At 68.1% G+C, this 20909-nt stretch carries 17 protein-coding genes; 6 read left to right on the forward strand and 11 right to left on the reverse strand.

All coding sequences use genetic code 11. The features are described 5' to 3' along the window. From tssI to GRF61_RS08435, 4 genes are all read left to right on the forward strand, one after another. Positions 1-1541, forward strand: a 1541-nt coding sequence (tssI, locus tag GRF61_RS08420; RefSeq protein WP_169150223.1) for a type VI secretion system Vgr family protein, incomplete at its 5' end; no start/stop codon positions are given. Then, positions 1541-2386 carry a VRR-NUC domain-containing protein gene (locus GRF61_RS08425; protein WP_169150224.1) on the forward strand — a complete coding sequence of 282 codons (846 nt, stop codon included), beginning with the start codon at positions 1541-1543 and terminating at the stop codon, positions 2384-2386. The genes tssI and GRF61_RS08425, both read left to right, overlap by 1 nt. Beyond that, on the forward strand, positions 2383-3954 hold the full coding sequence (locus GRF61_RS08430) for a type VI immunity family protein (protein ID WP_211165829.1): 1572 nt from the start codon (positions 2383-2385) through the stop codon (positions 3952-3954). The genes GRF61_RS08425 and GRF61_RS08430 overlap by 4 nt, the downstream gene beginning before the upstream one ends. A 204-nt stretch (positions 3955-4158) precedes the next feature. Then, positions 4159-4941, forward strand: a complete 783-nt coding sequence (locus GRF61_RS08435) for an EcsC family protein (protein WP_169150225.1) — start codon at positions 4159-4161, stop codon at positions 4939-4941. Between the two features lie 420 nt (positions 4942-5361). On the opposite strand, the gene GRF61_RS08440 is transcribed toward GRF61_RS08435, so the two are convergent. From GRF61_RS08440 to GRF61_RS08450, 3 genes are all read right to left on the reverse strand, one after another. Further along, positions 5362-6315 carry a PDR/VanB family oxidoreductase gene (locus tag GRF61_RS08440; RefSeq protein ID WP_211165830.1) on the reverse strand — a complete coding sequence of 318 codons (954 nt, stop codon included), beginning with the start codon at positions 6313-6315 and terminating at the stop codon, positions 5362-5364. 11 nt (positions 6316-6326) lie between these two features. Beyond that, the gene (locus GRF61_RS08445; protein ID WP_169150226.1) at positions 6327-7625 is read right to left on the reverse strand and encodes an amidase; all 1299 of its coding nucleotides are present in this window, start codon (positions 7623-7625) and stop codon (positions 6327-6329) included. Positions 7626-7726: 101 nt separating this feature from the next. Next, positions 7727-8689, reverse strand: a complete 963-nt coding sequence (locus tag GRF61_RS08450) for a zinc-binding dehydrogenase (RefSeq protein ID WP_169150227.1) — start codon at positions 8687-8689, stop codon at positions 7727-7729. Between GRF61_RS08450 and GRF61_RS08455 the strand changes: the two genes are divergently transcribed. Next, positions 8683-9651 (forward strand): LysR family transcriptional regulator, encoded by a 969-nt coding sequence (locus GRF61_RS08455; protein ID WP_211165831.1) that lies wholly within the window; start codon positions 8683-8685, stop codon positions 9649-9651. The two genes, GRF61_RS08450 and GRF61_RS08455, sit on opposite strands and share 7 nt — an antisense overlap. Positions 9652-9679: 28 nt before the next feature. On the opposite strand, the gene GRF61_RS08460 is transcribed toward GRF61_RS08455, so the two are convergent. The 8 genes from GRF61_RS08460 to GRF61_RS08495 all read right to left on the reverse strand — a co-directional run bounded on the left by GRF61_RS08460 (position 9680) and on the right by GRF61_RS08495 (position 18538). Next, positions 9680-10297: a hypothetical protein gene (locus GRF61_RS08460; protein WP_169150228.1), complete on the reverse strand. Its 618-nt coding sequence runs from the start codon at positions 10295-10297 to the stop codon at positions 9680-9682. Between the two features lie 65 nt (positions 10298-10362). Continuing rightward, a complete protein-coding gene (locus GRF61_RS08465) occupies positions 10363-11739 on the reverse strand; it encodes an aromatic ring-hydroxylating dioxygenase subunit alpha (RefSeq protein ID WP_169150229.1) in 1377 nt (458 codons plus the stop codon). 99 nt (positions 11740-11838) lie between these two features. Continuing rightward, complete coding sequence (locus GRF61_RS08470) at positions 11839-12621, reverse strand: class II aldolase/adducin family protein (RefSeq protein ID WP_169150230.1); 783 nt, start codon at positions 12619-12621, stop codon at positions 11839-11841. Positions 12622-12646: 25 nt separating this feature from the next. After that, on the reverse strand, positions 12647-13804 hold the full coding sequence (locus tag GRF61_RS08475; RefSeq protein WP_169150231.1) for an ABC transporter substrate-binding protein: 1158 nt from the start codon (positions 13802-13804) through the stop codon (positions 12647-12649). Between the two features lie 24 nt (positions 13805-13828). After that, on the reverse strand, positions 13829-15076 hold the full coding sequence (locus GRF61_RS08480; protein ID WP_169150232.1) for a DUF1116 domain-containing protein: 1248 nt from the start codon (positions 15074-15076) through the stop codon (positions 13829-13831). After that, positions 15073-16671 carry an ATP-binding cassette domain-containing protein gene (locus tag GRF61_RS25170; protein WP_169150233.1) on the reverse strand — a complete coding sequence of 533 codons (1599 nt, stop codon included), beginning with the start codon at positions 16669-16671 and terminating at the stop codon, positions 15073-15075. The genes GRF61_RS08480 and GRF61_RS25170 overlap by 4 nt, the downstream gene beginning before the upstream one ends. Then, a complete protein-coding gene (locus GRF61_RS08490) occupies positions 16668-17672 on the reverse strand; it encodes a branched-chain amino acid ABC transporter permease (protein WP_211165832.1) in 1005 nt (334 codons plus the stop codon). Before GRF61_RS08490 ends, GRF61_RS25170 begins: the two co-directional genes overlap by 4 nt. Next, the gene (locus GRF61_RS08495; RefSeq protein ID WP_169150234.1) at positions 17669-18538 is read right to left on the reverse strand and encodes a branched-chain amino acid ABC transporter permease; all 870 of its coding nucleotides are present in this window, start codon (positions 18536-18538) and stop codon (positions 17669-17671) included. The genes GRF61_RS08490 and GRF61_RS08495 overlap by 4 nt, the downstream gene beginning before the upstream one ends. Positions 18539-19393: 855 nt before the next feature. On the opposite strand from GRF61_RS08495, the gene styD reads away from it, so the two are divergent. Further along, positions 19394-20872, forward strand: coding sequence for a phenylacetaldehyde dehydrogenase StyD (gene styD / locus GRF61_RS08500; protein WP_169150235.1), 1479 nt, complete (start codon positions 19394-19396; stop codon positions 20870-20872). The last annotated feature ends 37 nt before the right edge of the window (positions 20873-20909 follow it).

A 20909-nucleotide genomic window follows, 5' to 3' on the forward strand; every position in this document is an offset into this window, starting at 1 on the left:
CCCTCATCCCCGGTCCCCAGGTCGCCACCGTCGTCGGCCCCGCCGGCGAAGAGTTCCATGTGGACGAATACGGCCGCGTGCGCGTGCAGTTCCCCTGGGACCGCGAAGGCGACAACAACGAACACAGCAGCTGCTGGATCCGCCCCACCCACGGCTGGGCCGGCGCCGGCTGGGGCCAGCTCACCCTGCCGCGCATCGGCCAGGAAGTCATCGTCAGCTTCCTCGACGGCGACCCGGACCAACCCCTCATCACCGGCCGCGCCTACCGCGTCGGCAACCGCCCGCCCTACGCACTTCCCCGCCACCAGGTGCTCAGCACCCTCAAGAGCAAGGAACACAAGGGCGCACGCGCCAGCGAACTGCGCATCGACGACACCACCGCCGAGATCAGCGCCGCGCTGATGAACGACCACGGCGACAGCCACCTGCACCTGGGCTACCTCACCCACCCCCGCCCGGACGGCGGCGCCCCGCGCGGCGAGGGCTTCGAGCTGCGCACCGATCTGCACGGCGCGCTGCGCGCCGCGAAGGGGCTGCTCCTGACCACCGAAGCCCAACGCCAGGCCAGCGGCGGCCAGCTCGACCGCGAGCAGTTGGTCAGCACCCTGGAGGCGGCGCTGCAGCTCGCCCGCAGCCTGGGCGACTACGCCAGCGCCCACCAGGGCCTCGCCCACGACGCCCAGCCCCGCCAGACCCTCACCGAGGCGGTGCGCGACCTGGGCCAGGGCGCCAACGACCAGGCCGGGGGCAGCGGCGGAACGGAACCGGTGATCGCCCTCTCGGCCCCGGCCGGCATCGCGCTGGGCAGCGGGCGCAGCATCGCCCTGGCGGCGGACGCCTCCCTGGACGCCGCCGCCCGGCAACAGCTGCAGCTCACCGCGGGCGAACGCATGGTGCTCAACGCCGGCACCGGCCTGGGCACCTTCGCCCAGGCGGGGGACATGCGCCATATCGCGCACCAGGGGGAGTTGCTGTTGCAGGCGCAGCACAACAGCCTCCGGGTGGAGGCGGACCAGAGCGTGGAGATCAGTGCCAGTCAGCAGCATGTGCTGATGGCTGCGAATCGGCACATCACCTTGTTGTGCGGCGGGGCTTACCTGAAGCTGGCCGACGGTAACCTTGAGCTGGGAATGCCGGGTGAATTCATCGTCAAGGCCGGGAAGCACCAGTTCGCCGGAGCATCGAGCGCGAGCTCAACGCTGCCCTTGTTCAAGGCTCCAGGCAGTGGGGAATTCGAAGCGGCTTATCGCATGCGTAAAACCGATGAGCGCGCATTCCAGGGCTACCGCTACAAGTTGATGAGCGCTGGCCAACTGCTGATCGAAGGCTGGACCAATGCGGAAGGTGAGACGGAGCGTGTCGAGACCAACTTGCCGCGCTGCATCCAGGCCTACAAAACCATCATGCGGGACGATCAACGGATTACGGAGGATTGGGTGTCCCAGCTTGCCTGCATAGATGAAGAGAAACCGCACGGAGATGCTCCGTCGCCATTTGATGACGAATTCATTGCGGACCATGGTTCGCAGGAGGGCATCTGATGCCAGGTCCTGCTGCTCCTGTTGCCGCCGTGCTCATCTGGGGATATCGCGCCTATAGGGCTCACCAGGCTTATGAAGCAGCGCAGACCGCGAAAGAGACCGTGGAAATGGCCAGGGACATCGCAAAGCGTCAGGAAGAGGTCAAGCGCGTTCTCCGAAGCACTATCGAGAGTTTCGCCAAGGAGATCCATGAGAAAAGCTCCACCTTTGCGAAAGTCGATAGCGGCGGGCGCAGCACCGTTTCACGCCGTGGCGTTGAAGGCACAACCTACAAGGAATACATCGAGCGAAAAATCCCTTTCCGGCCAGCCATCAGCATTGCCTGCACTTGGTCGCTTGCCTCACCGATCAAGGTGCCGCGGCGGATACAAAAGAGGATTCCGGGAGAAATCATAGAAACGACGATTGAGGTGGCGCTCAAGCAGACCACCGCTTCGCTGGTTTTCGAGGCCATCGACAGTGCCTTGGACTGGAAGAACCCATTGAAGGCCGAACCGAACTATTTGGACGGCAAAGCGCTGCTCGGCGAGCCCTCGACTAAGCCCAAGCGTACCAATGACATCTTCCCGTTCTGGCCGCGTCCGCGGGGCTGCCTGGCGCCGGATCTGGTGATCGTGGAATACCGGCAACAGCCTTTTGATGTGCCAAATGTGTTTGCAGTGGTGGAAATCAAATTCCCGGGGGATTGGGTGAAGGCAAAGCAGCTGGGTGATTATGCAAAAATCATGGGCCAGGACAATCAAAAAGTAGCGTTGCTCAGGGTCCCGGAAGATTGCACCGGGTACCGGCCAGAAACTGATCCCAAAAAAGAGGCCGGACATTCAGGAGGAAGGAGAAACCGATGAGCACAACCGAGAAGGAAATGCACGACGGAGAGGTCGCCGGTATGGTGGAGGACCTGAAGAAATGGCCCAGCGTAGCCCATGACAATGGAGAATATGAGCTGGCAGTGATGCCGTTTCTGTCCTTCTACTTCACCTACGAACCCGAACACTACTTGCAGACCTCGCTGGCGATGATCGAAGTGCACGAGGCCTTCGAACGCCTGCTGGACTATCCCTACAAAGTGGCCACTCACCCGGACTCTGAGCGACCGCACCCTTATGGTTCCAAGCGGCTGGGCGATCTGCGGGAGTGGGCGAGAAAGACGCGATTGGACAAGACCTTTGCGTTCAATTTCACCGACGAAAAAAACTACCGCTCCTCACCCACAACTGCCGGTTATTTCTGGCGAGACAGCTATCTGACATATGCGAAAGGCTGCTACTCCTATATCCAACTCCACTACCGCTGGCAGTGGTGGATGGACAACAAGGAGGCCTGGCGGCTCTTCGTGCTGGACACCATCGAACGCCTTAGGCCCGAGCAGGTATATAGCGGCTTCGCCATGGCCAACCCACTGGAATTTGGTACCCGCTCTGAGGTTACCGTATGGGATAGAGCACTCACGCCTCATTTCTACGGATTGGATACGGACTATCCATACGGGATTCACCTCGCTCCAAACCTACCCTCAGGCCTGCGCCCTCCCACCTGGGGCTTCTTCCTGTCCGATCTCTGGCGCGAGAAGCTGTCATTAGGGCGCGAAGCTGTCCGGCAGGCTCTTCTGGACCCGCGGATCCGGGTCGATGAGCTCAACTGCGGGCAGTGGATAGAACTGGGCCCCCAACCCGAACTTTATCCGGTCGAGAACGGCGTACCGGAACTGCCAGCATTACTGAACCGTCTCCTGCGCCCGCTGCGCCACCCCAAGCTGGACTTGCTCGGCTTTGGCCAGTGGGACGGAGACCCCAACGAACGCTTCACCCTGGCCGACAGCCAGCGCTGGCTGGCGCGTTTCGACGACGATGGCGACTGGCCCACGCCCGAGCAGCGCGGGCTCATCCCTGATGCTCCACGCGCGGCGCCACAGGCCACGCATGCCCTCGGGGGTGAGCCGTGCCCGCGCACCGGATGGTGGCTCACCTCGGCAAAGTACGGCGCCCGGCAACGCTTCGAGGAGGGCGAAACACTGCCCGCCTTCAGTACGGAAAAAACGCATGGCCACACCTGGTGGCAGTGGGACGTCGATCAGCGCGAGCCGATAGAGGTAGAGCGGAACGCCAACACGGTCGCCCCAAGTACTTACCCTGCGCCGCGCGCAGGTCTGTGGCTGCAGGTGGGTGAATCGAAAGTGCGCTGCCGCGTCGCTGAAGGCGAGCCGCTCCCGCTAGTCGACAAGTTGCCGGTGCAATGGCAATGGGCCGAACAGCCGCCACCCGGCCTACGCGCAGTGAGCGGACAGCCCTGCCCCTATCCAGGCCTCTGGCACTGCGAGGACATTCCCGTCGGCCCGCATGCTTTCCTGCATGACGCCCCCCTGCCCCAGGTTCAGGGGCGGGATGTCACCTGGTTCCTGGTGAAGGCGCCGTGATGTTCCCCAAGGGGCTCACGGAGATGGAAACACACATGCGCACCAAACGTCCTGGCTCTGTCGAAACAAGCTGTTTAACCTTCACAGCTAGCCATCCTCAATTGAGCTCGCTGAACGGATAGACAGGCCGCCGGCACGAACCGAAGCCCGCCCGCGGCGCTCCAAGCGGCATTCCGACTCGCTCAGGCAGCCATTCAGCCAGCCATGCCCGCCCTCACCGCCGCCGATCTCCAAACCCTCGCCGCCGCCCGCCGCAAGCTGGAAAACCCCGGGCTGGCGGTGCGGCTCAGCAATCACCTTGGCAGTCCACTCGAAAAAGGCATGGCCAAACTGCCGGCCAGTTGGCGGGAGAAGCTGGGCGGCGTCGCCCATGAGGCGCTGAGCCGGGCGATGAGCACCGCCGCCGGCACGCTGGGGAAGGAGCAGAAGGAGGCCAGCCCGCGGCTGCACAAGGTGCTCGGCTCCCTCAGCGGCGCCGGCGGCGGCGCCTTCGGCCTGCCGGGGCTGACGGTGGAGATTCCGGTGTCCACCGTGCTCATCATGCGCGCCATCCTCGACATCGCCCGCGCCCACGGCGAGGATATCGCCAGCCCGGAAACCCGCCTCGCCGCGCTGGAGGTGTTCGCCCTCGGCGGCCCGGGCAGCGCCGACGATGCCGCCGAATCCGGCTACTACGCGGTGCGCGCCGCGCTGGCCACCGCCATCGGCGAAGCCACACGCCACGTCGCCGCCAATGGCCTCGGCCAGCAGGGTGCGCCGGCGCTGGTGCGGCTGCTCACCATGGTGGCCACCCGCTACAAGATCCAGCTCACCCAGAAGGCCGCCAGCATGCTCATCCCCGGCCTGGGCGCCGCCGCCGGGGCAACGGTGAACCTGCTCTTCATGCAGCACTTCCAGGCCATGAGCGAGGGCCACTTCACGCTGCGCCGGCTGGAGCGGAAATACGGCGCGGATGTGGTAAAGGCGGCGTATCTGGCCGCGGGCTGAACGCGAGCCTCGCCTCCAATAAAGCGGGTGACGCCGCTCGTCCTGGGCGGAGTCGAAGGGCAATCCGGAGAGCAGGTCCGGCCAGCCCGTGCCGCGCCCATTGATCCGGTAAGGAGGGGCCGCTTGCCCTGGCCCCCTGGCCTTCACTCAAGGCGGGCCTGTCGAAGGGCCTTGCAGGGGGCGGGCTTCGACCAGCCTGTCCTGAGCCTGCCCAAGGGCTCAGCCCGAACGGTTATCGGGGTTTAAATTGCCGCGTCAATGAAGAAGGGGCACCTCTCCAGCCCAAAAGCGGAAACCAGCGCCAAGCGCCTCGAAGGGGCAGCGCGGAACCCTCCCACCTGAGGAGCGCCCGAGGCGAAATCACAGGCCCCATGCCCTGGCCAGCGGCGCACTCTCCCCGCACCGCCCTCCCTCGTCCCTCTACAGATCCAGCACCAGCAGCGCACTGCGCGAGCGCGACACGCAGACGCACAGGCTGTCGTTGCGCCCGGCTTCCACCGCCGACAGGTAGTGGTCGCGATGGTCCGGCTCGCCCTGCAGCACGCCGACCAGGCACATGCCGCACTCGCCGCGCTTGCAGTCGTGCAGCGGCTCCACGCCGGCCTCCAGCAGCGCGCCCAGCAGGCTCTGGTCGGCGCGCACCGGAATGCGCCGGCCGCTGCTGCGCACTTCCACCTCGAAGGCGGTGTCGCCCGCCTGCGCCAGGCTGCCGTCGAACAGTTCGAAATGCACGCTGCCCTGCGGCCAGCCGGCGCGTGCCGCCTGCGCCACCACCGCGCCGATCAGCGCCGCCGGGCCGCACACGTAAACCGCGCGCCCCGGCTGCGGCCGCGCCAGGATGTCCGCCAGCGCCGGCCGCAGCGAGCCGGCCTCGCGGTGGTAGAGCCGGCCGCCCAGCGCCGCCACTTCGTCGCGGAAGGCCATGCGCCGCGGATGGCTGCCGCCGTAGTGCAGTTCGAAGGGCCGCCCCTCGCGCCGCAGCCGCCGCGCCATGCCCAGCATGGGCGTGATGCCGATACCGCCGGCGATCAGCAGATGGCCACCCGCCGCCGGCTGCAGCGGAAAGGCGTTGTCCACCGTGGCGCGCAGCCGGTCGCCCGGCACCAGCTGGTGTATCCAGCCGGAGCCAGCGCCGCCCTCCACCCGCAGCACCGCGATCTCGTAGCAGGCCGCGGGCTCGCCGTCGCCGGTCAGCGAGTAGCGGCGATACAGCGCCTCGCCCTGCCCGCCCGGCGGCGGAATTTCCAGCCGCAGATGAGCGCCGGGGATGAAGGCGGCGCAGGCGCTGCCATCCGCCCGCGCCAGCCGTACCCTCATGACGTCCTCGGCGATGCGGGCCACTTCGATGACCTTCAGTTCCATCACGGAATCCATCTCCTCTCCCCTCAAGCCAGTTCCGCCAGCAGCGGCTGCAGATGGCGGGCGATGGCCAGCAGCCGGCGCTCGCTGCCCTGTCGGCCGACCAGCTGCATGCCCAGCGGCATGCCTTGCGGCCCACGCTGGCCTGGCACGTTCACGCAGGGCAGGCCGAGCAGGGTCCACACCCGGCTGAACACCGGGTCGCCGGTGGCCGCCAGTCCCAGCGGCGCTTCGCCCGGCGCTGCCGGCACCAGCAGCGCATCCACATCCTCGGCGATGCCCTCGAAGGCGGCGGCACCGCAGCGGCCGAGGTTGAGCGCGGCGCGGTAATCCACCTCGGCGCAGGCCTGGCCGGCTTCGATCAGGGCGCGCAGGCTGGAGCTCATCCGCGCTCGTCCCTGCTCCCAGTCAGTAGCGAAAGACCGTGCCGCCTCATAGGCCTGCACCGTTTTCTGCGCCGCCGACAGGCCGGCCAGCTCATCCGGCAGCGGGCGCTCGCTCACCATCGCTGCGGCGGCGATGCGGCTCACCGCGGCCTCGAAGGCGGCGGCGCCCGCCGGCTCCATCTGCGTCCATTCGTGGCTACGGCACACGCCCAGGCGCAGCCCACCGGTGTCCAGCCGCGGCAGCGGTTCGTAGGCGATGCCCAGCAGCGCGGCGCGCATCAGCTCCAGGTCGTCGGCGTCGTTGGCCAGCCAGCCCAGGGTGTCCAGCGAGGGCGCCATCGGCTTGATGCCGGCCAGCGAGTGGAGGCCGAAGCCGGGCTTGAGCGCGAACACGCCGCAGTAGGCCGCCGGCCGGATCAGCGAGCCGGCGGTCTGCGAGCCCAGGGCCAGCGGCACCATGCCGGCCGCCACCGCCGCCGCCGAACCGCTGGACGAACCACCGGGCGTGCGGCGCGGATCATGCGGATTGGCGGTGGGGCCGGGCGAGAAGTAGGCGAACTCGGTGGTCACCGTCTTGCCGAACACCGCCGCGCCGGCGGCACGCAGCCGCGCCACGCAGTCGGCATCGCCGCCGCGCACGCCCTCGCGGTAGAGCTCCGAGCCGTAGCGGGTGGGGTAATCCCGGGTAGCGATGATGTCCTTCACCGCCAGCGGCACGCCGCCCAGCAGGCCCCGTGGATGCGCCTGCCACTGCCGCAGCGCGGTGGCGCGCGCCAGCGCCGGATCGAATTCCCGCCACGCCTGCACCGCGCCCTCGTGTTCCTCGATGCGATGCAGGAAATGCGCGAGCACCGCTTCGATGCTCAATTCACCGGATTGCAGGCCACGCCGGATGGCGACCGCGGTGAGTGGCGCGGAGTCGGAATGGCGTACCAGCATGTCTTTTCCTTTTTCATCCAATTGCGCCGGCAATGCCATTTCAGCAATTGAGTCATTCAATTCCGTTTTTTCCATCCAGCATTCGCTGCTTTTCATTTTTTCTATTTCCATGTTCCTTGCCCCATTTCATCAATTCGCAGGAAATGCGCTTTGGCGCATTCGGCGATATGCCATTGCCGCAATGGCGACCAATCCAGGCTCACCAGGCTGGCCTGCCGCTGCCAGAACGCCGGCCATGCCATTGCAATTGGCGGGCGGGTTGCGGAGAGATCCAGCGCGCCCAGCCGGGCGCCGCGTTTCGCGCAGGGCAGCGACGCCTCGAGGCTGGCGCCGCTGTCGAAATCCAGCACCGCGTCCACCGCGCCGTGTTCACGCAGCAGCGTGGGCCAATCGTCGTCGTAGCGCGCGGTTTCGGCGGCGCCGGCGGCCAGCGCAAGGGCAATGCCGGCGCGGTCGGCGCATACCGCCATCACGCTGCAATCCAGCGACACGGCGAGGCGGATGGCGCTCAGGCCCAGCTCGCCGTCGCCCTGGTGCACCAGCAGGCTTTCACCGGCTTGCAGGCGCAATCCGCCGCACAGCGCTGCATGCAGCAGCGGCCAGCGCAGGGGCATCTGCAGCGCCCATCCTTCATCCATCCCGGCCGGCACCGCCAATACCCGGCGGGCGTCCACATCGATGATTTCACCGCGGCGGATCTGGCGGTCGATATTGCAGGCGATCAATTGACCCGGCGTCCAGTCGCTTTCCGGCCCATTGCGCAATACCCGGCCCAATAGCGGCCAATGCGGCCGGCCATCCACCGCCAGCAATTCGCCGACCTGGCCCACTTCCAATTCCACCCGATTCACGCCCAGGCGGCTGATGCGGGAAATCGTCCTCTCACCCTGGCCAATACCGATTGTCAAAACGGCACTCCGTCTGTAACTTGATTGGCGGCCACAGAAGCCGTCCGCGCAACGCGGAATATCAGCGCACTCAATTGCCCTTCGCGGAATTGGCGCCTGTTCAGAACACCCTGCGGAACATCCGCAGAACACCCCGACCCGGAGCCGCCGTGACATCCAATGTTCAGGACCTCAACACCCGCAGCGGCGACAACGCGCTGCGCGCGCCTGATTTCTCCCTGCGGCAGCTCTCCTATTTCCTCGCCGCCGCGCAATACCAGTCGGTGCAGCAGGCGGCGGCCGCGCTGCATGTGTCGGCGCCGGCGGTGTCCGCCGCCATCGCCCACCTGGAGGCGACGCTGGGCGTGGCGCTGTTCCGCCGCCGCCATGCCCGCGGCGTGATCCTCACCGAGGAAGGCAGCGCCTTCGCGGTGCAGTGCCGCGGCATCCTGCAGAACGCACGCGAGATGGCCTCCGTCGGCGCGCTGGACCGCCACGCGCTGAGTGGCCAGGTGCGGGTGGGCTGCCTGACCACCTTCGCCCCGCTGGTGATTCCGGCGCTGCTGCGCGAGGTGAAGGGCAAGCTGCCGCGCGCCCGGCTGACCTGGGCGGAAGGCCACCATGAGTACCTGATCGAATCCCTGCGCACCGGCACGCTGGATCTGGCGGTGCTGTACGACTTCGAGATTCCCTCCGGCATCCAGTCGGTGACGCTGCGCGACGCGCCGCTGCAGGCGGTGCTGCCGGCCAGCCATGCGCTGGCGGCCAACGCCAGCCTGTCGCCGGCCGATCTCACCACCGAGCCCTTCATCCTGCTGGACCTGCCGCGCACCCGCGAGTACATGCTGACCGCCTTCAGCTCCCACGGCGTGCTGCCGCGCATCACCGAGACGGTGCATTCCTTCAGCATGCTGCTAGGGCTGGTGGCGGCCGGGCATGGCTTCTCGCTGCTCAACTTCTGTCCGCCCTACATGGTTCCCGGCCTGGGCCGGGTGGTGTCGCGGCCCTTCCAGGCCATGGTGCGCCAGCCTTCCATCGTGGTCGCCTACTCCTACCGCTACCACTACCCGCGGGTGGCGGCAGCCATCGTCGAGTGCCTGTCGGCCATCGTGGATGAGCTGCCGATGCAGGCGGACTGAGGCCGTCGCCGGACCCCGGTAACGGCGTTCACCCGGCCGGCATTTCCATCCATGACTCCGAGAAGGCGAGGAAGGCGGAGCTTTTCTTGCCGCCGTCGAAGTTGCGCGTGCTGACCTGACCGGGCAGCCGGCGGCCGTTGATCTGGATGCTGGCGTCGGCGGCGTCGATGAACAGGCTGTACATCTCGTGCTTCTGCGTCGGCCCCTTCTCCGCCGGCATGTCCACCGCGTAGGGCTCGCCGAGCGCGTCCCAGGTGAGCACCACTTCCACACCGTCGGCGCGGAGGATTTCCTGGTACTTGCGCCGGGTGTCGCCCACCGAGCGCGCTTCCAGCAGCGGCAGGTAGCTCACCGCCGGCGTGCCGGCGGAAACGCGGAAGGAATTGAAGCGGGAGAAGAATTCCGCCATCAGGTAGCGCGCCAGCGGCTCGTTGTCGGTGAGGCAGACGTTGCAGGCTTCCGGCAGGCTGGCGGCCATCTGCGGCTTTTCCAGCAGCAGCACACCCTTGCCCATGCCGAACGGCGAATAGTTGATCTTGAAATAGGTGGCGAGGCTGGCCCAGTCGCCGTCCGGGTCGTTCTTGAGGTAGATGCCGGGGTTGTCGCCGGTCCAGGCGACTTTGCCGGGATGCACGGGATTGCTCATCGTTGTGGCGTCCTTTTCTTGTCTGTCTCTGTGTGTACTGCGTGGGGTCGGGAGGCGCGGCACGCCTACTTGGCGGCCTCGGTTGCCTCGGTCGCTTCGGCGCCGTGCCGCGCGGCGAGCTCGCGGATGCGCTGGCGGATTTGGCGGGCGCGGTCGTCCGCTTCCTGGTAGTCGCCGCGCACCACGATGTCGGTGATGGCCTTGCCGATTTCACGCACCAGCGCCTTGTCGTCGCCCGCGGACTCGGGGATGGACACCACGGTGTCGTGGCAGTAGGTCGGCGTCAGCGCGTTACTGCGCAGCGGCGACAACGATGGCGCTTCGCCCTGGGCGACCTTGCGCGTTTCGCGCTTGATGAGCTGGCGCAGCATGGCGATGCCGCGGTCGCAGCGGGTGAGGTTCTCCAGCTCGTGGATGGCGATGGAACGCTGGGTGACCTGAGCGTCGAAGTCGCCCGGCATGCGCTGGCGGTCTTCGTAGTCGCGCTCGCCGTCCTGGCCGAAGAAGTCAATGGATTCGACGCCGCAGCGGGATTCGTCGGCGATGCCGCGCGGGTCCATGTCCGGGTGGAAATGGCGCCAGCCGATGATGCGGCAGGTGTGGTTGTCGATCGGCGTGGTCCAGCGCGTGATCGCCACCCGGTTGAAGGCCTTGTCGGTCTGGCCGTCTTCCCAGATGTGGCCGACCTGGGCGAGGTTGGGCAGGATGATGTCGTTGGAGCGCACCCACACCTTGTCTTTCCAGCGCCGCGCGGTGACGTAGATCATGCCGGTGGGCGTGGGCACGAAGTCCATCTCCGGCAGCTCGCCCCATGCTTCTGCGAAGTGGGTGAAGCTGATGCGGGTGTGCAGGAACACCGCATGCGCCGGGTCCATCACGTTCTCGTGCACCTGCAGCCAGTTGCACGGGTAGGTAACGCAGTAGGGGACGAGGCGGTCGTCGCTGAGCTCGTAGGTGTCGTAGAGCGGGAATTCCGGCTTGTGCTCCGCCGGGCCGAAGTAGCCGAAGATGAGGCCGCGGTATTCGATCACCGGGTAGGCGCCGTGGCAGACGCTGTGGCGCAGGCGGGATTCCGGCGGATCACCCGGGGTTTCGAGGATGCGGCCATCCACGCCGAACAGCCAGCCGTGGTAGCAGCAGCGCAGCCCCTCGTCCTCGCAGATGCCGAATTCCAGCGAGGTGCCGCGGTGGCTGCAGTGCTTCTCCAGCAGGCCGGGGGTGCCGGACTTGGTGCGGAACAGCACCAGGTCTTCGCCGAACATGCGCACCGCCTTCGGCAGTTCGCCCAGCTCCGCCGACAGCGCCACCGGCTGCCAGAAGCGGCGCAGGTATTCGCCCAGCGGGCTGCCCTTCTCCACATGGGTGAGTTCGGCGTTTTCCGGCGGCGCCGGCTGCCGCTCGTAGGCCGAGTAGGGTTTGATGAGTATGGTCTTCTTGTCCATCTGCTCTGTTTCTCCTTGCGGTCCGCGGCCGCCGGCCTTGCCGCCCGGCGGGAATGCGGAGGGAATCGATAGGGTTGGCGCGTCTCGCCGAAGGGCTGGCTAGCTGGCCACCTCGGGCTGGCTGCGCAGCACCTGCCGCAGCAGCGGCCGGCCCTGGAAGGCGCCGAAGGCCGGCGTGCCGATGCCGCGGGCGATGCCGCGCGCCTGTTCCGGCGGCAGCGCATGGACGCGGCCGGCGGCTTCGGCCAGCAGCTGGATGCGGGCGGAGCGTTCGATGAGCACGAACCACCACAGCGCCTCCTCCACGCTGCGGCCGACACTGAGCGGGCCGTGGTTGCGCAGCAGCAGCGCTTTCTGCCCGCCCAGCGCGGCGGCGATGCGGGCGCCCTCGTCCAGCCCCAGCACCAGGCCGCAGTCTTCCTCGAACACCGCGTGGTCGCCGTAGAGGGCGCACACGTCCTGGTTGATCGGGTCCAGCGGCCGGCCCAGCGCGCACCAGGCGGTAGCGTGCTCCGGGTGGCCGTGGGCGACGCAGGCCACGTCCGGCCGGGCGCGATGCACCGCGGCGTGGATGGCGAAGGCTGCGGCGTTGATCGGCCCACCTTCCAGCACCACGCCCTCCAGCGTCACCAGCGACAGCAGGCTGGCACGCATCTCGCCGTAGCCGATGCCGAAGGGGTTCACCCAGAAGCGGTCCTCGTGTTCCGGGTCGCGCGCCGAAAGGTGGCCGGCCACGCCCAGGCTCATGCCGAGCTGGTGGAGCAGGCGGAAGGCGGCGGCCAGCCGGGTCTTCAGCTGCTCGCGCGGCGTGGCCGCCGGGGCGGCGCCGTCGCCATCGGCCGGGGCTGGCACCGGTTCGAAGCGGAAGGGGTTCGCGTTCATGCTGCGTTCCGTGGGCAGCGCCGGCTCAGTTCGCCGCCTTGGCGGCGAGCTTGAACTTGCCGTTGTCCACCACCAGCATCTGCACGCTCTCCGGCTTGGTGCCGAAGTGGTCTTCCGGGCCGTAGGCATACACCGCGGTGACGCCGACGTAGTTGCTCACCTGCTCCAGCGCGTCGCGCACCGCGCTCGGCTGGTCGCCGGCCTTGCGCACCGCGTTCATCAGCAGCATGGCGGCGTCGTAGCCATTGCCGGCGAAGGTGGCCGGCTGCTTGCCGTACTTGGCCTCGTAGGCCTTCACGAACTGCTCCAGCACCGGCTTCTGCGCATCGCCGGCCGGCAGTTCGGCGGTGACGTAGATCTTGGACGAGGGCAGCAGCGCGCCGTTGGCGGCCTCGCCGGCCAGGCGCAGGTAGTTGAAGTCGTTGGCGGCGTGGGTGAGGTAGAGCGGCTGCTTGAGGCCAAGCGCGCGGTAGTTCTTGGTGGAAATGGCCAGCCCCGGCCCGGTGGCCCAGATGACCACCGCCTGGGCCTCGGTGCCGCGGATCTTGGTGAGCTGCGGCGTCATGTCGGTATCCGCGTTGCCGAACACCTCGGTGCTGACCACGGTGATGCCGTGCTTGGGCGCCAGCTGCAGTAGGGTGTCGCGGGCGCTGGTGCCGAAGGCGACGTCGGAGTGCAGCATGGCGATCCTGGTGATGCCGCGGGCGCGCATGTCCTCCAGCATCACCGTTTCCACCACCACGTCGGTCAGCGGCGCGAGGAAGCTGTAGCGGCGCTGCTCCGGCGGCAGCACGATGCCGCGGGTGGCGCCTATGCCTATCATCGGCACCTTGGCGCGCTCCACCGCGTCGACGATGGCGAAGTTGGAGCCGCTGCTGCTGGGGCCGACGATGCCCACCACCTTCTCCTGCGAGATCAGGCGGCGCAGCGCCGACACCGTCTTGGTGTTGTCGCTCTCGGTGTTGAGGTTCACCAGCTCCACCTTGCGGCCGTTGATGCCGCCGGCGGCATTCACCTGCTCCACCGCCAGCTGGGCGCCTTCCAGCGCCGGCTGGCCGAGGGAGGCGATGAAGCCGGAGGTTTCCAGCAGGCCGCCGAGCTTGATCGGCTCCTGCGCGATTGCGGCGCCCGCTCCTGCTGCACAGAGGACGAGCGTAGCCAGCGATTTCTTCCAATCGATCATGATTTCCTCTTCTGTTGGGTCCCGTCAGGGAAGGGTGGTCAAGGCTGTTTTGAACAACTCTGGGGGGGCATGCCAGATGCCGCCGCCGACGCGGCCGGCAATGCCATTCGAATCGAGGATGCCGAGGGCGACCGGCAGCGCGAGGCCGCTCTCCGCCACCCGGCGGGCAGACAGGCCGACGCGCACCGCGCGCCGCGTCAGCCGCGGATGCAGGCCGCCCAGCAGGGCCTCGCCCAGCGCCGCCGAGGGCATGCGCATGAACCCGGCGAGGTTGGCGGTCTGCGCCGGCGAGTGATGCATGCACAGCGCGCCCAGGCCGAGCGCATCCACCACCGCGCTGTCGCCGATGGCGGGCAGGCAGGCTTCCGCCGGCCAGCCTTCCTGCAGACGGCCGATGGGCGGGGTGGCGGTAGTGGTGGTCCAGGCCTGAGGCGCGCCGGCCAGGCGCAGGCCGAAGTCGATGCCGTTGCCGCCTATCGCCGTCACCAGCGCACTACCGGCCACGCCCTCGGCGGCGCTCAGCATGCAGCGCGCCGCCGCCATCCAGGTGCTGAGGAAGAAGCCGGGCGAGGCGGCGAGGAAGGCCTCGCCCTCGCCATCCACCACCGCGCCGGCGGCCCGCAGGCGGGCGGCCAGCTCGCGGCTGCCAGCCTGGGTCTGGCCGTGGCAGTCGTCGCCGGCCTCCAGCGCGAGATCGGCGATCTCCAGCAGCTTGATGCCGGCGCCGTAGCCGGGCGCGAGGCCGGCGGCGAAGGCGCCGTTCTGCCAGCGCAGCAGCGCCAGCGCCTCCGGCGCCGCCATGCCCAGCCGCGGCGCATGCTGCACGCCGCCGTTCAACGGCGCATGGCAGGGCCCGCCCAGGCCATTGGCATCACGCACCACCTGCAACCACTGGCTGGGCGAAATCACCGCCGCCAGCGGAGTGACGCAGCCGTGGTCCTGCGCCGGCCGCAGGCGGATGTCGCCGGCGGCGATGGCGGCCAGGCCCTCTTCCAGCGTTTCCACCCAGCCTTCGAACAGCGCCGCCTGCGCCGCCGAATGCGCCACCGGCAGTGCCGGCGCGCCGCGGAAAGCCGGGCCGGCGTGCAGCAGGGTGCGGGCGGGCCAGTCCATCAGCTCGTCGCCACGGCGCAGGCCGGCGAGCACCGGCTCCACCGCCAGCAGGCGTTCCAGCGCGCTGCGGTCGGCGGCCGGAGTGGTGGCAACCGAGGTGGCACCGGAGTTGCCACCCGAATTGGCAACCGGGCCGGCAGTGAATCCCTCGGCGCTCATGCCGCCACCTCCGCCGTTTCGTCCTCATGCTGCCAGCCGAGGTAAGCCTCGCCGACGTGGGAGGACTGCAGCAGTTCCTCGCCACTGCCGTGGGCGACGATGGCGCCGTTGGCCAGCACATAGCCGCGGTCGGCCACCTGCAGCGCTGCATGCGCGTTCTGCTCCACCAGCAGCACCGCGATGCCGCGCTCGGCCAGCCGCGGCAGCAGCTCCAGGATTTCGCGGGTGACGCGCGGCGCCAGGCCGAAGGAGGGTTCGTCCAGCATCAGCAGCTTGGGCCGGCTCATCAGCGCACGGCCGATGGCGACCATCTGGCCCTCGCCGCCGGACAGGGTGCCGGCCTGCTGGTCGATGCGCTCGGCCAGGCGGGGGAAGAAGTCCAGCACCTCCCGCATCGCCGCCTCCACCTCGCGCGCCGCCGCCGCGCCCGGCCGGAACAGGTTGCCGAAGCCGGCGGCGCGGATGTGGGAGAAGCGGCCGATCATGAGGTTGTCGCGCACCGTCAGCATCGGGAACAGCTGGCGGCCTTCCGGCGCCAGCGCGATGCCGGCGGCGATGCGGCGCTCGGCGGCGAGGCCGTGCAGCGGCTTGCCATCGAACACGATGGCGCCGCCGGCGAGCTTGCACAGGCCGGAGATGGCTTTCAGCGTGGAGGACTTGCCGGCGCCGTTGGCGCCTATCAGCGTCACGATTTCGCCGGCGCGCACTTCCAGGTCTATGCCGCCGAGCGCATGCAGCGCGCCGTAGCGCACCGCCACCCGCTCCAGCTTCAGCAGCGGCGCCGCGCTGGCGGCCGCGCCGGCACGGCCGCGCGCCACCACCAGGTCGGTCTCGCCCAGGTAGGCCGCCAGCACCTGCGGATCGCGGCTCACCGCGCGGGTCTCGCCCTTGGCGATCACCGTGCCGTGGTCCAGCACCACCAGGCGTTCGGCCAGGCTGCTGACGAAGGCGAGGTCGTGCTCGACGAACATCACGGTGACGCCGGCCGTGCGGATGCGGCGGATGGCGGCGGCGAGCATCATCTTCTCGTCGTTGGTGAGGCCGGCGGCCGGCTCGTCCAGGATCAGCAGCCGCGCCTCGGTGCCCAGCGCCCGCGCCGCCGCCAGCAGGCGCTGCTGGCCGGCGGTGAGCATCTGCGCCGGCTGGTCGGCCAGCGCCGCCAGCCCGACCAGTTCCAGCTTGTCGCAAGCCATGCGGTAGAGCGCCGCCATCGACTGGCCGGCGCGCACGAAACGCGCCAGCCCGCCGGCCACGCCCTCGCCCAGGCGGGCCACGCCGGCGGCCATCACGTTCTCCACCACCGTCATCCCGGCCAGCACCTCGGCGGCCTGGAAGGTGCGCACCAGGCCGGCGCGATTGACGAACTCCGGCGGGCGGCCGGTGAGCAGTTCGCCGTCGAAATGCACGCTGCCGCGATCCGGCCGGACAAAGCCGGAGATGACGTTGAGCAGCGTGGATTTGCCGGCGCCGTTGGGGCCGATCAGGCCGAGGATCTCGCCCTGGCGGATGTCGAAACCGACCTCGGACAGCGCCTGCAGGCCGCCGAAGCGCACCGAGACGCCTTCCACCTTGAGCATTGTCGATGTCATGTTCATGCGGAAGTCCTCCCCTGCAGCTTGAGGCTGGCGCGGGCGCCGGGGCGCAGCCGCTGCGGCAGCTTGCGGTACAGGCCGGCGAGCGCGGCCACCGCGCCCTCGCGGCAATAGATCATCACCACGATCAGCAGCAGGCCGTAGATCACCACGTCCAGCCGGCCCAGCGGCTTCAGCCACTCGCTGACGATGACCACGATGAAGACGCCGAACAGCACGTTCCACACCCCGGACACGCCACCAAGGGCGACGATGAGCAGCAGCTTGATCGAGAAGGCGACGCTGAACGGCTCCGGGCTGATGTAGCCGATCCAGTGCGCATAGAGCGCGCCGCCAAGGCCGGCGTAGGCGCCGCTCAGGGCCATCACCTTGCGCTTCACCTGGGCGGCGTCTATGCCCAGCGAGCGGGCCACCGCCTCGTTCTCGCTCACCGTGCGCATCGCCAGGCCGAAGGGCGAGCGCACCAGGTAGTCGGCCAGGCAGAGGCCGGCGTAGCACACCAGCCAGGCCAGCGGCAGGAAGTGGAGGTCGTCCAGCAGCGCATGGCCGGCGATGGAGATGGGGTCGATGGCGCTGATGCCGTCCGGCCCGCCGGTCACCGAGCGCCACTCCACCAGCACGGTGTGCAGGATGAGCGCGATCGCCAGCGTCGCCATCGCCAGGTGGTGGCCCTTCAGCCGGAACACCAGCCAGCCCAGGCTCCAGGCGGTGAAGGCCGACAGCGCGGTGGCCAGCGCCAAGCTGTACCAGGGGTCCAGCTGCAGATGCTGGGCGAGCAGCACCGAACCGTAGGCGCCAACGCCAACGAAGGCGCTCTGCCCCAGCGAAATCTGGCCGGTGTAGCCCATCAGCAACGACAGCCCGATCGCCGGCAGCGCATACAGGCCGCACACCACCAGCAGGTTGATGACGTAAGGGTTGTTGGAGAAGGCCGCCAGCCCCAACACGGCAGCGAGGACGAGGAAGCGGTTCAGCGCCGGCTTGTTCATCGCGTGTCTGCTCATCGCTTCGCCGCTCCGAATTCGCCCAGCAGGCCGCCCGGCCGTACCAGCAGGAAGAGCAGCAGCAGCACGAAGGCGATGGCGTTCTTGAAGCCGGAGCTGATGTAGCCGGCCGCCAGCGTCTCGGTCGCCCCCAGCAGCAGCCCGCCCAGCGCCGCGCCTATCGGATTGCCGAAGCCGCCGATGATGCAGGCGACGAAGCCCTTGATGCCGAGGGCGACGCCGCTGTCGTACTGCATCAGCGCGATGGGCGCGATGATCACCCCCGCCACCGCGCCCACCGTGCCGGAGAGCAGGAAGCCGATGCCGCGCATCAGCCCGGTGGGGATGCCCATCAGCGCCGCCGCCTGGCCATTCATCGCACAGGCGCGGAAGGCCTTGCCGAGGAAGGTCCGGGTGAGGAAGACGTAGAGCAGCGCCATCACCACCGCGGTGGTGCCGACCACCCACAGCGCCTGCCGCGGCACCACCACGCCGTAGGCGGAGATGGAACCCGGCCCGGAGAAAGCCGGCAGCGGCTGCGCGTCCGTACCCCACGCCAGCGCCGCCAGCCCCTGCAGCACGATGCCGACGCCTATGGTGATGATGATGCCGCGCGTCACGTCGGTGCCGCTGCGGCGTATGGCAAGCCGCTCCACCAGGATGTTCACCACCCCGACCACTACCACCGCCACCGCGATCGCCAGCAACAGCGGCGCCCCGGCGACGACCAGGCTGGCCGCGCACAACGCCGCCAGCATGGAAGATTCGCCCTGGGCGAAATTGACGATATGGGTGGCGTTATAAACGGCGGTGAAGCCGGTGGCGATCAGGCCGTATATACAGCCGACGACCAGACCCGAAATGAGATATTGGGCAAATTCGGTCAATGCGATTTCCTCCGCATGAATAAGGCTCTGCCGTTGGAACGGAACGTCCCCGAATTCTTATTGCCGCCCGGTTCTATCGGCGCCTTTTCGTTTGCCGCCTTATGCCTATTCGCAGCGGGTCGAATCCGGCACGAATCAGGTTTTCAGCAAGCAACTCCAGCACTCTTTCCGGGCATGGCCTTCGGGGTACGAATCCACTCTAGGGAATGGGAAATTGAGCGGCAATTCAGAAGCGCGGGCGTCGGATTCAGTTTTTCTTTAGCAGCACAAGCCCGGTGCAAAGGCGCGCCATTGGTGCATCTGCGCACTTTTTTGGACCCATTGCGGCGCAAGCGCCAGGCAATTCAATGCATACGAAGTGGGTTTACGAATTCCGCGCTGCAATAGCGCTTTCTGTGCCGCGCTATTTCCATTTCGCCTATTTCATGAAAAGGAATGGAATCAAGCCAGCAGTGTGCGCACGGAAAAGAGGCGTGACCGGGGAGCTTCCTGGGCACTCAACTCCAACGCACGCCTCACCACTTTGACGAGATCGGGGTGGACAGCCGTCAGCTCTTTCGACGATGCCGGCCCTAGGGAGAATCCAGCCATACCTCATCCTTCTGGCGCCAACCCTGCGGAACCCTCTCTTCGTCCCTCCGCCCCGGCGGGCGGTGCTGGTGAATGCTCATCCGGTGCTCAAGCCGCCACATCCCCAATCTGGTGAAGCGCAAAGGGCAAGGACCCGGCCACCTGCGCCATCTGTTTTTGCACCCACCGCCAAGCCCTCTTGCACCCCATGCCAAGCGGCCCGCCCTCCAGCGGCGCACACTGGGCCGGCAACATCCCACTAAAAGACCAGACGAGGAGACGAGGATGAGCAATTCGAGCGAGCGGCCGACGATACGCAACCGCATGCTGATTGCCGGTGAATGGCAGGCGGCGGACAACGGTGCGACTTTCCCGGTGTACGACCCGGCCAACGGCGAGTGCATTGCCGAGGTGCCGGCCGGCGGCAAGCCGGAGGTGGATCGCGCGGTGGCCTCGGCCAAACGCTGCTTCGAGAGCGACGCCTGGCGCCACATGCTGCCGGCGGCGCGCGAGGCGCTGCTGCTGAAGCTGGCCGACCTGATCGAGCAGAACGGCGAGGACCTGGCGCGGCTGGAGACGCTGAACAACGGCAAGCTCATCGCCTTCTCCCGCGCGCTGGAAGTGGGCGCCAGCGCCCAGTGGCTGCGCTACATGGCGGGCTGGGCGACCAAGATCGAAGGCAGCACGGTGGATGTCTCCATCGGCTTCCCGCCGGGCGTGCGCTACAGCGCTTCCACCCGGCGCGAGCCGCTGGGCGTGGTGGGCGCCATCGTGCCGTGGAATTTCCCGCTGCTGATGGCGGTGTGGAAGATCGCACCGGCGCTGGCCGCCGGCTGCACGGTGGTGCTGAAGCCGGCCGAGGAAACGCCGCTGACCGCGCTGCGCCTGGGCGAACTGGCGCTGCAGGCCGGCTTCCCCGCCGGCGCGCTGAACGTGGTCACCGGCCTGGGCGAGGCGGCCGGCGCGGCGCTGGTGGCGCATCCGGACGTGGCCAAGATCGCCTTCACCGGTTCCACCGAAGTCGGCCGCATCATCGGCCGCCAGTGTGGCGGCGACCTGCGTCATGTGAGCCTGGAGCTGGGCGGCAAGAGCCCGGTGATCGTGCTGCCGGACTGCGACCCCGCCAAGGCGGTGGCCGGCGCCGCCGGCGCCATCTTCTTCAACCACGGCCAGGTATGCACCGCCGGCTCCCGCCTCTATGTGCATCGCAGGATCTACGACCAGGTGGTGGACGGCGTGGGCACGGTCGCCAAGCAGATGAAGCTGGGCGCCGGCCTGGACCCGGCCACCGAAATGGGGCCGCTGGTATCCGCCCGCCACCATGCCCGCGTCACCAGCCTGATCGAAACCGGCAAGGCAGAAGGCGCCGAGCTGATCGCCGGTGGCGCCGCGCTGGAGGGCGCCGGCTGGTTCGTGCAGCCCACGGTGTTCGCCAACCGCGCCTGCAAGCCGCTGACGCTGGTGCGGGAAGAGGTGTTCGGCCCGGTGCTGGTCGCCATGCCCTTCGACGAGCTGGAAGAAGTGGTGGCCGCCGCCAACGACAGCGAGTACGGCCTGGGCGCCAGCATCTGGAGCAACGACCTGACGGCGGTGCATCGCCTCATCCCGCGCCTGCAGGCGGGCTCGGTGTGGGTGAACAGCCACAACCTGGTCGATCCCAACCTGCCCTTCGGCGGCGTGAAGAGCTCCGGCTTGGGCCGTGAGCACGGCCGCGCGGTGATCGAGGCCTACACCGAACTCAAGTCGGTCTGCATCGCCTACTGATTCCTTTTCCCGCTTCACCACAACCGCAGTACCGGAC

The sequence above is a fragment of the Azoarcus sp. TTM-91 genome (genome assembly GCF_012911025.1).
Lineage (GTDB): Bacteria > Pseudomonadota > Gammaproteobacteria > Burkholderiales > Rhodocyclaceae > Azoarcus.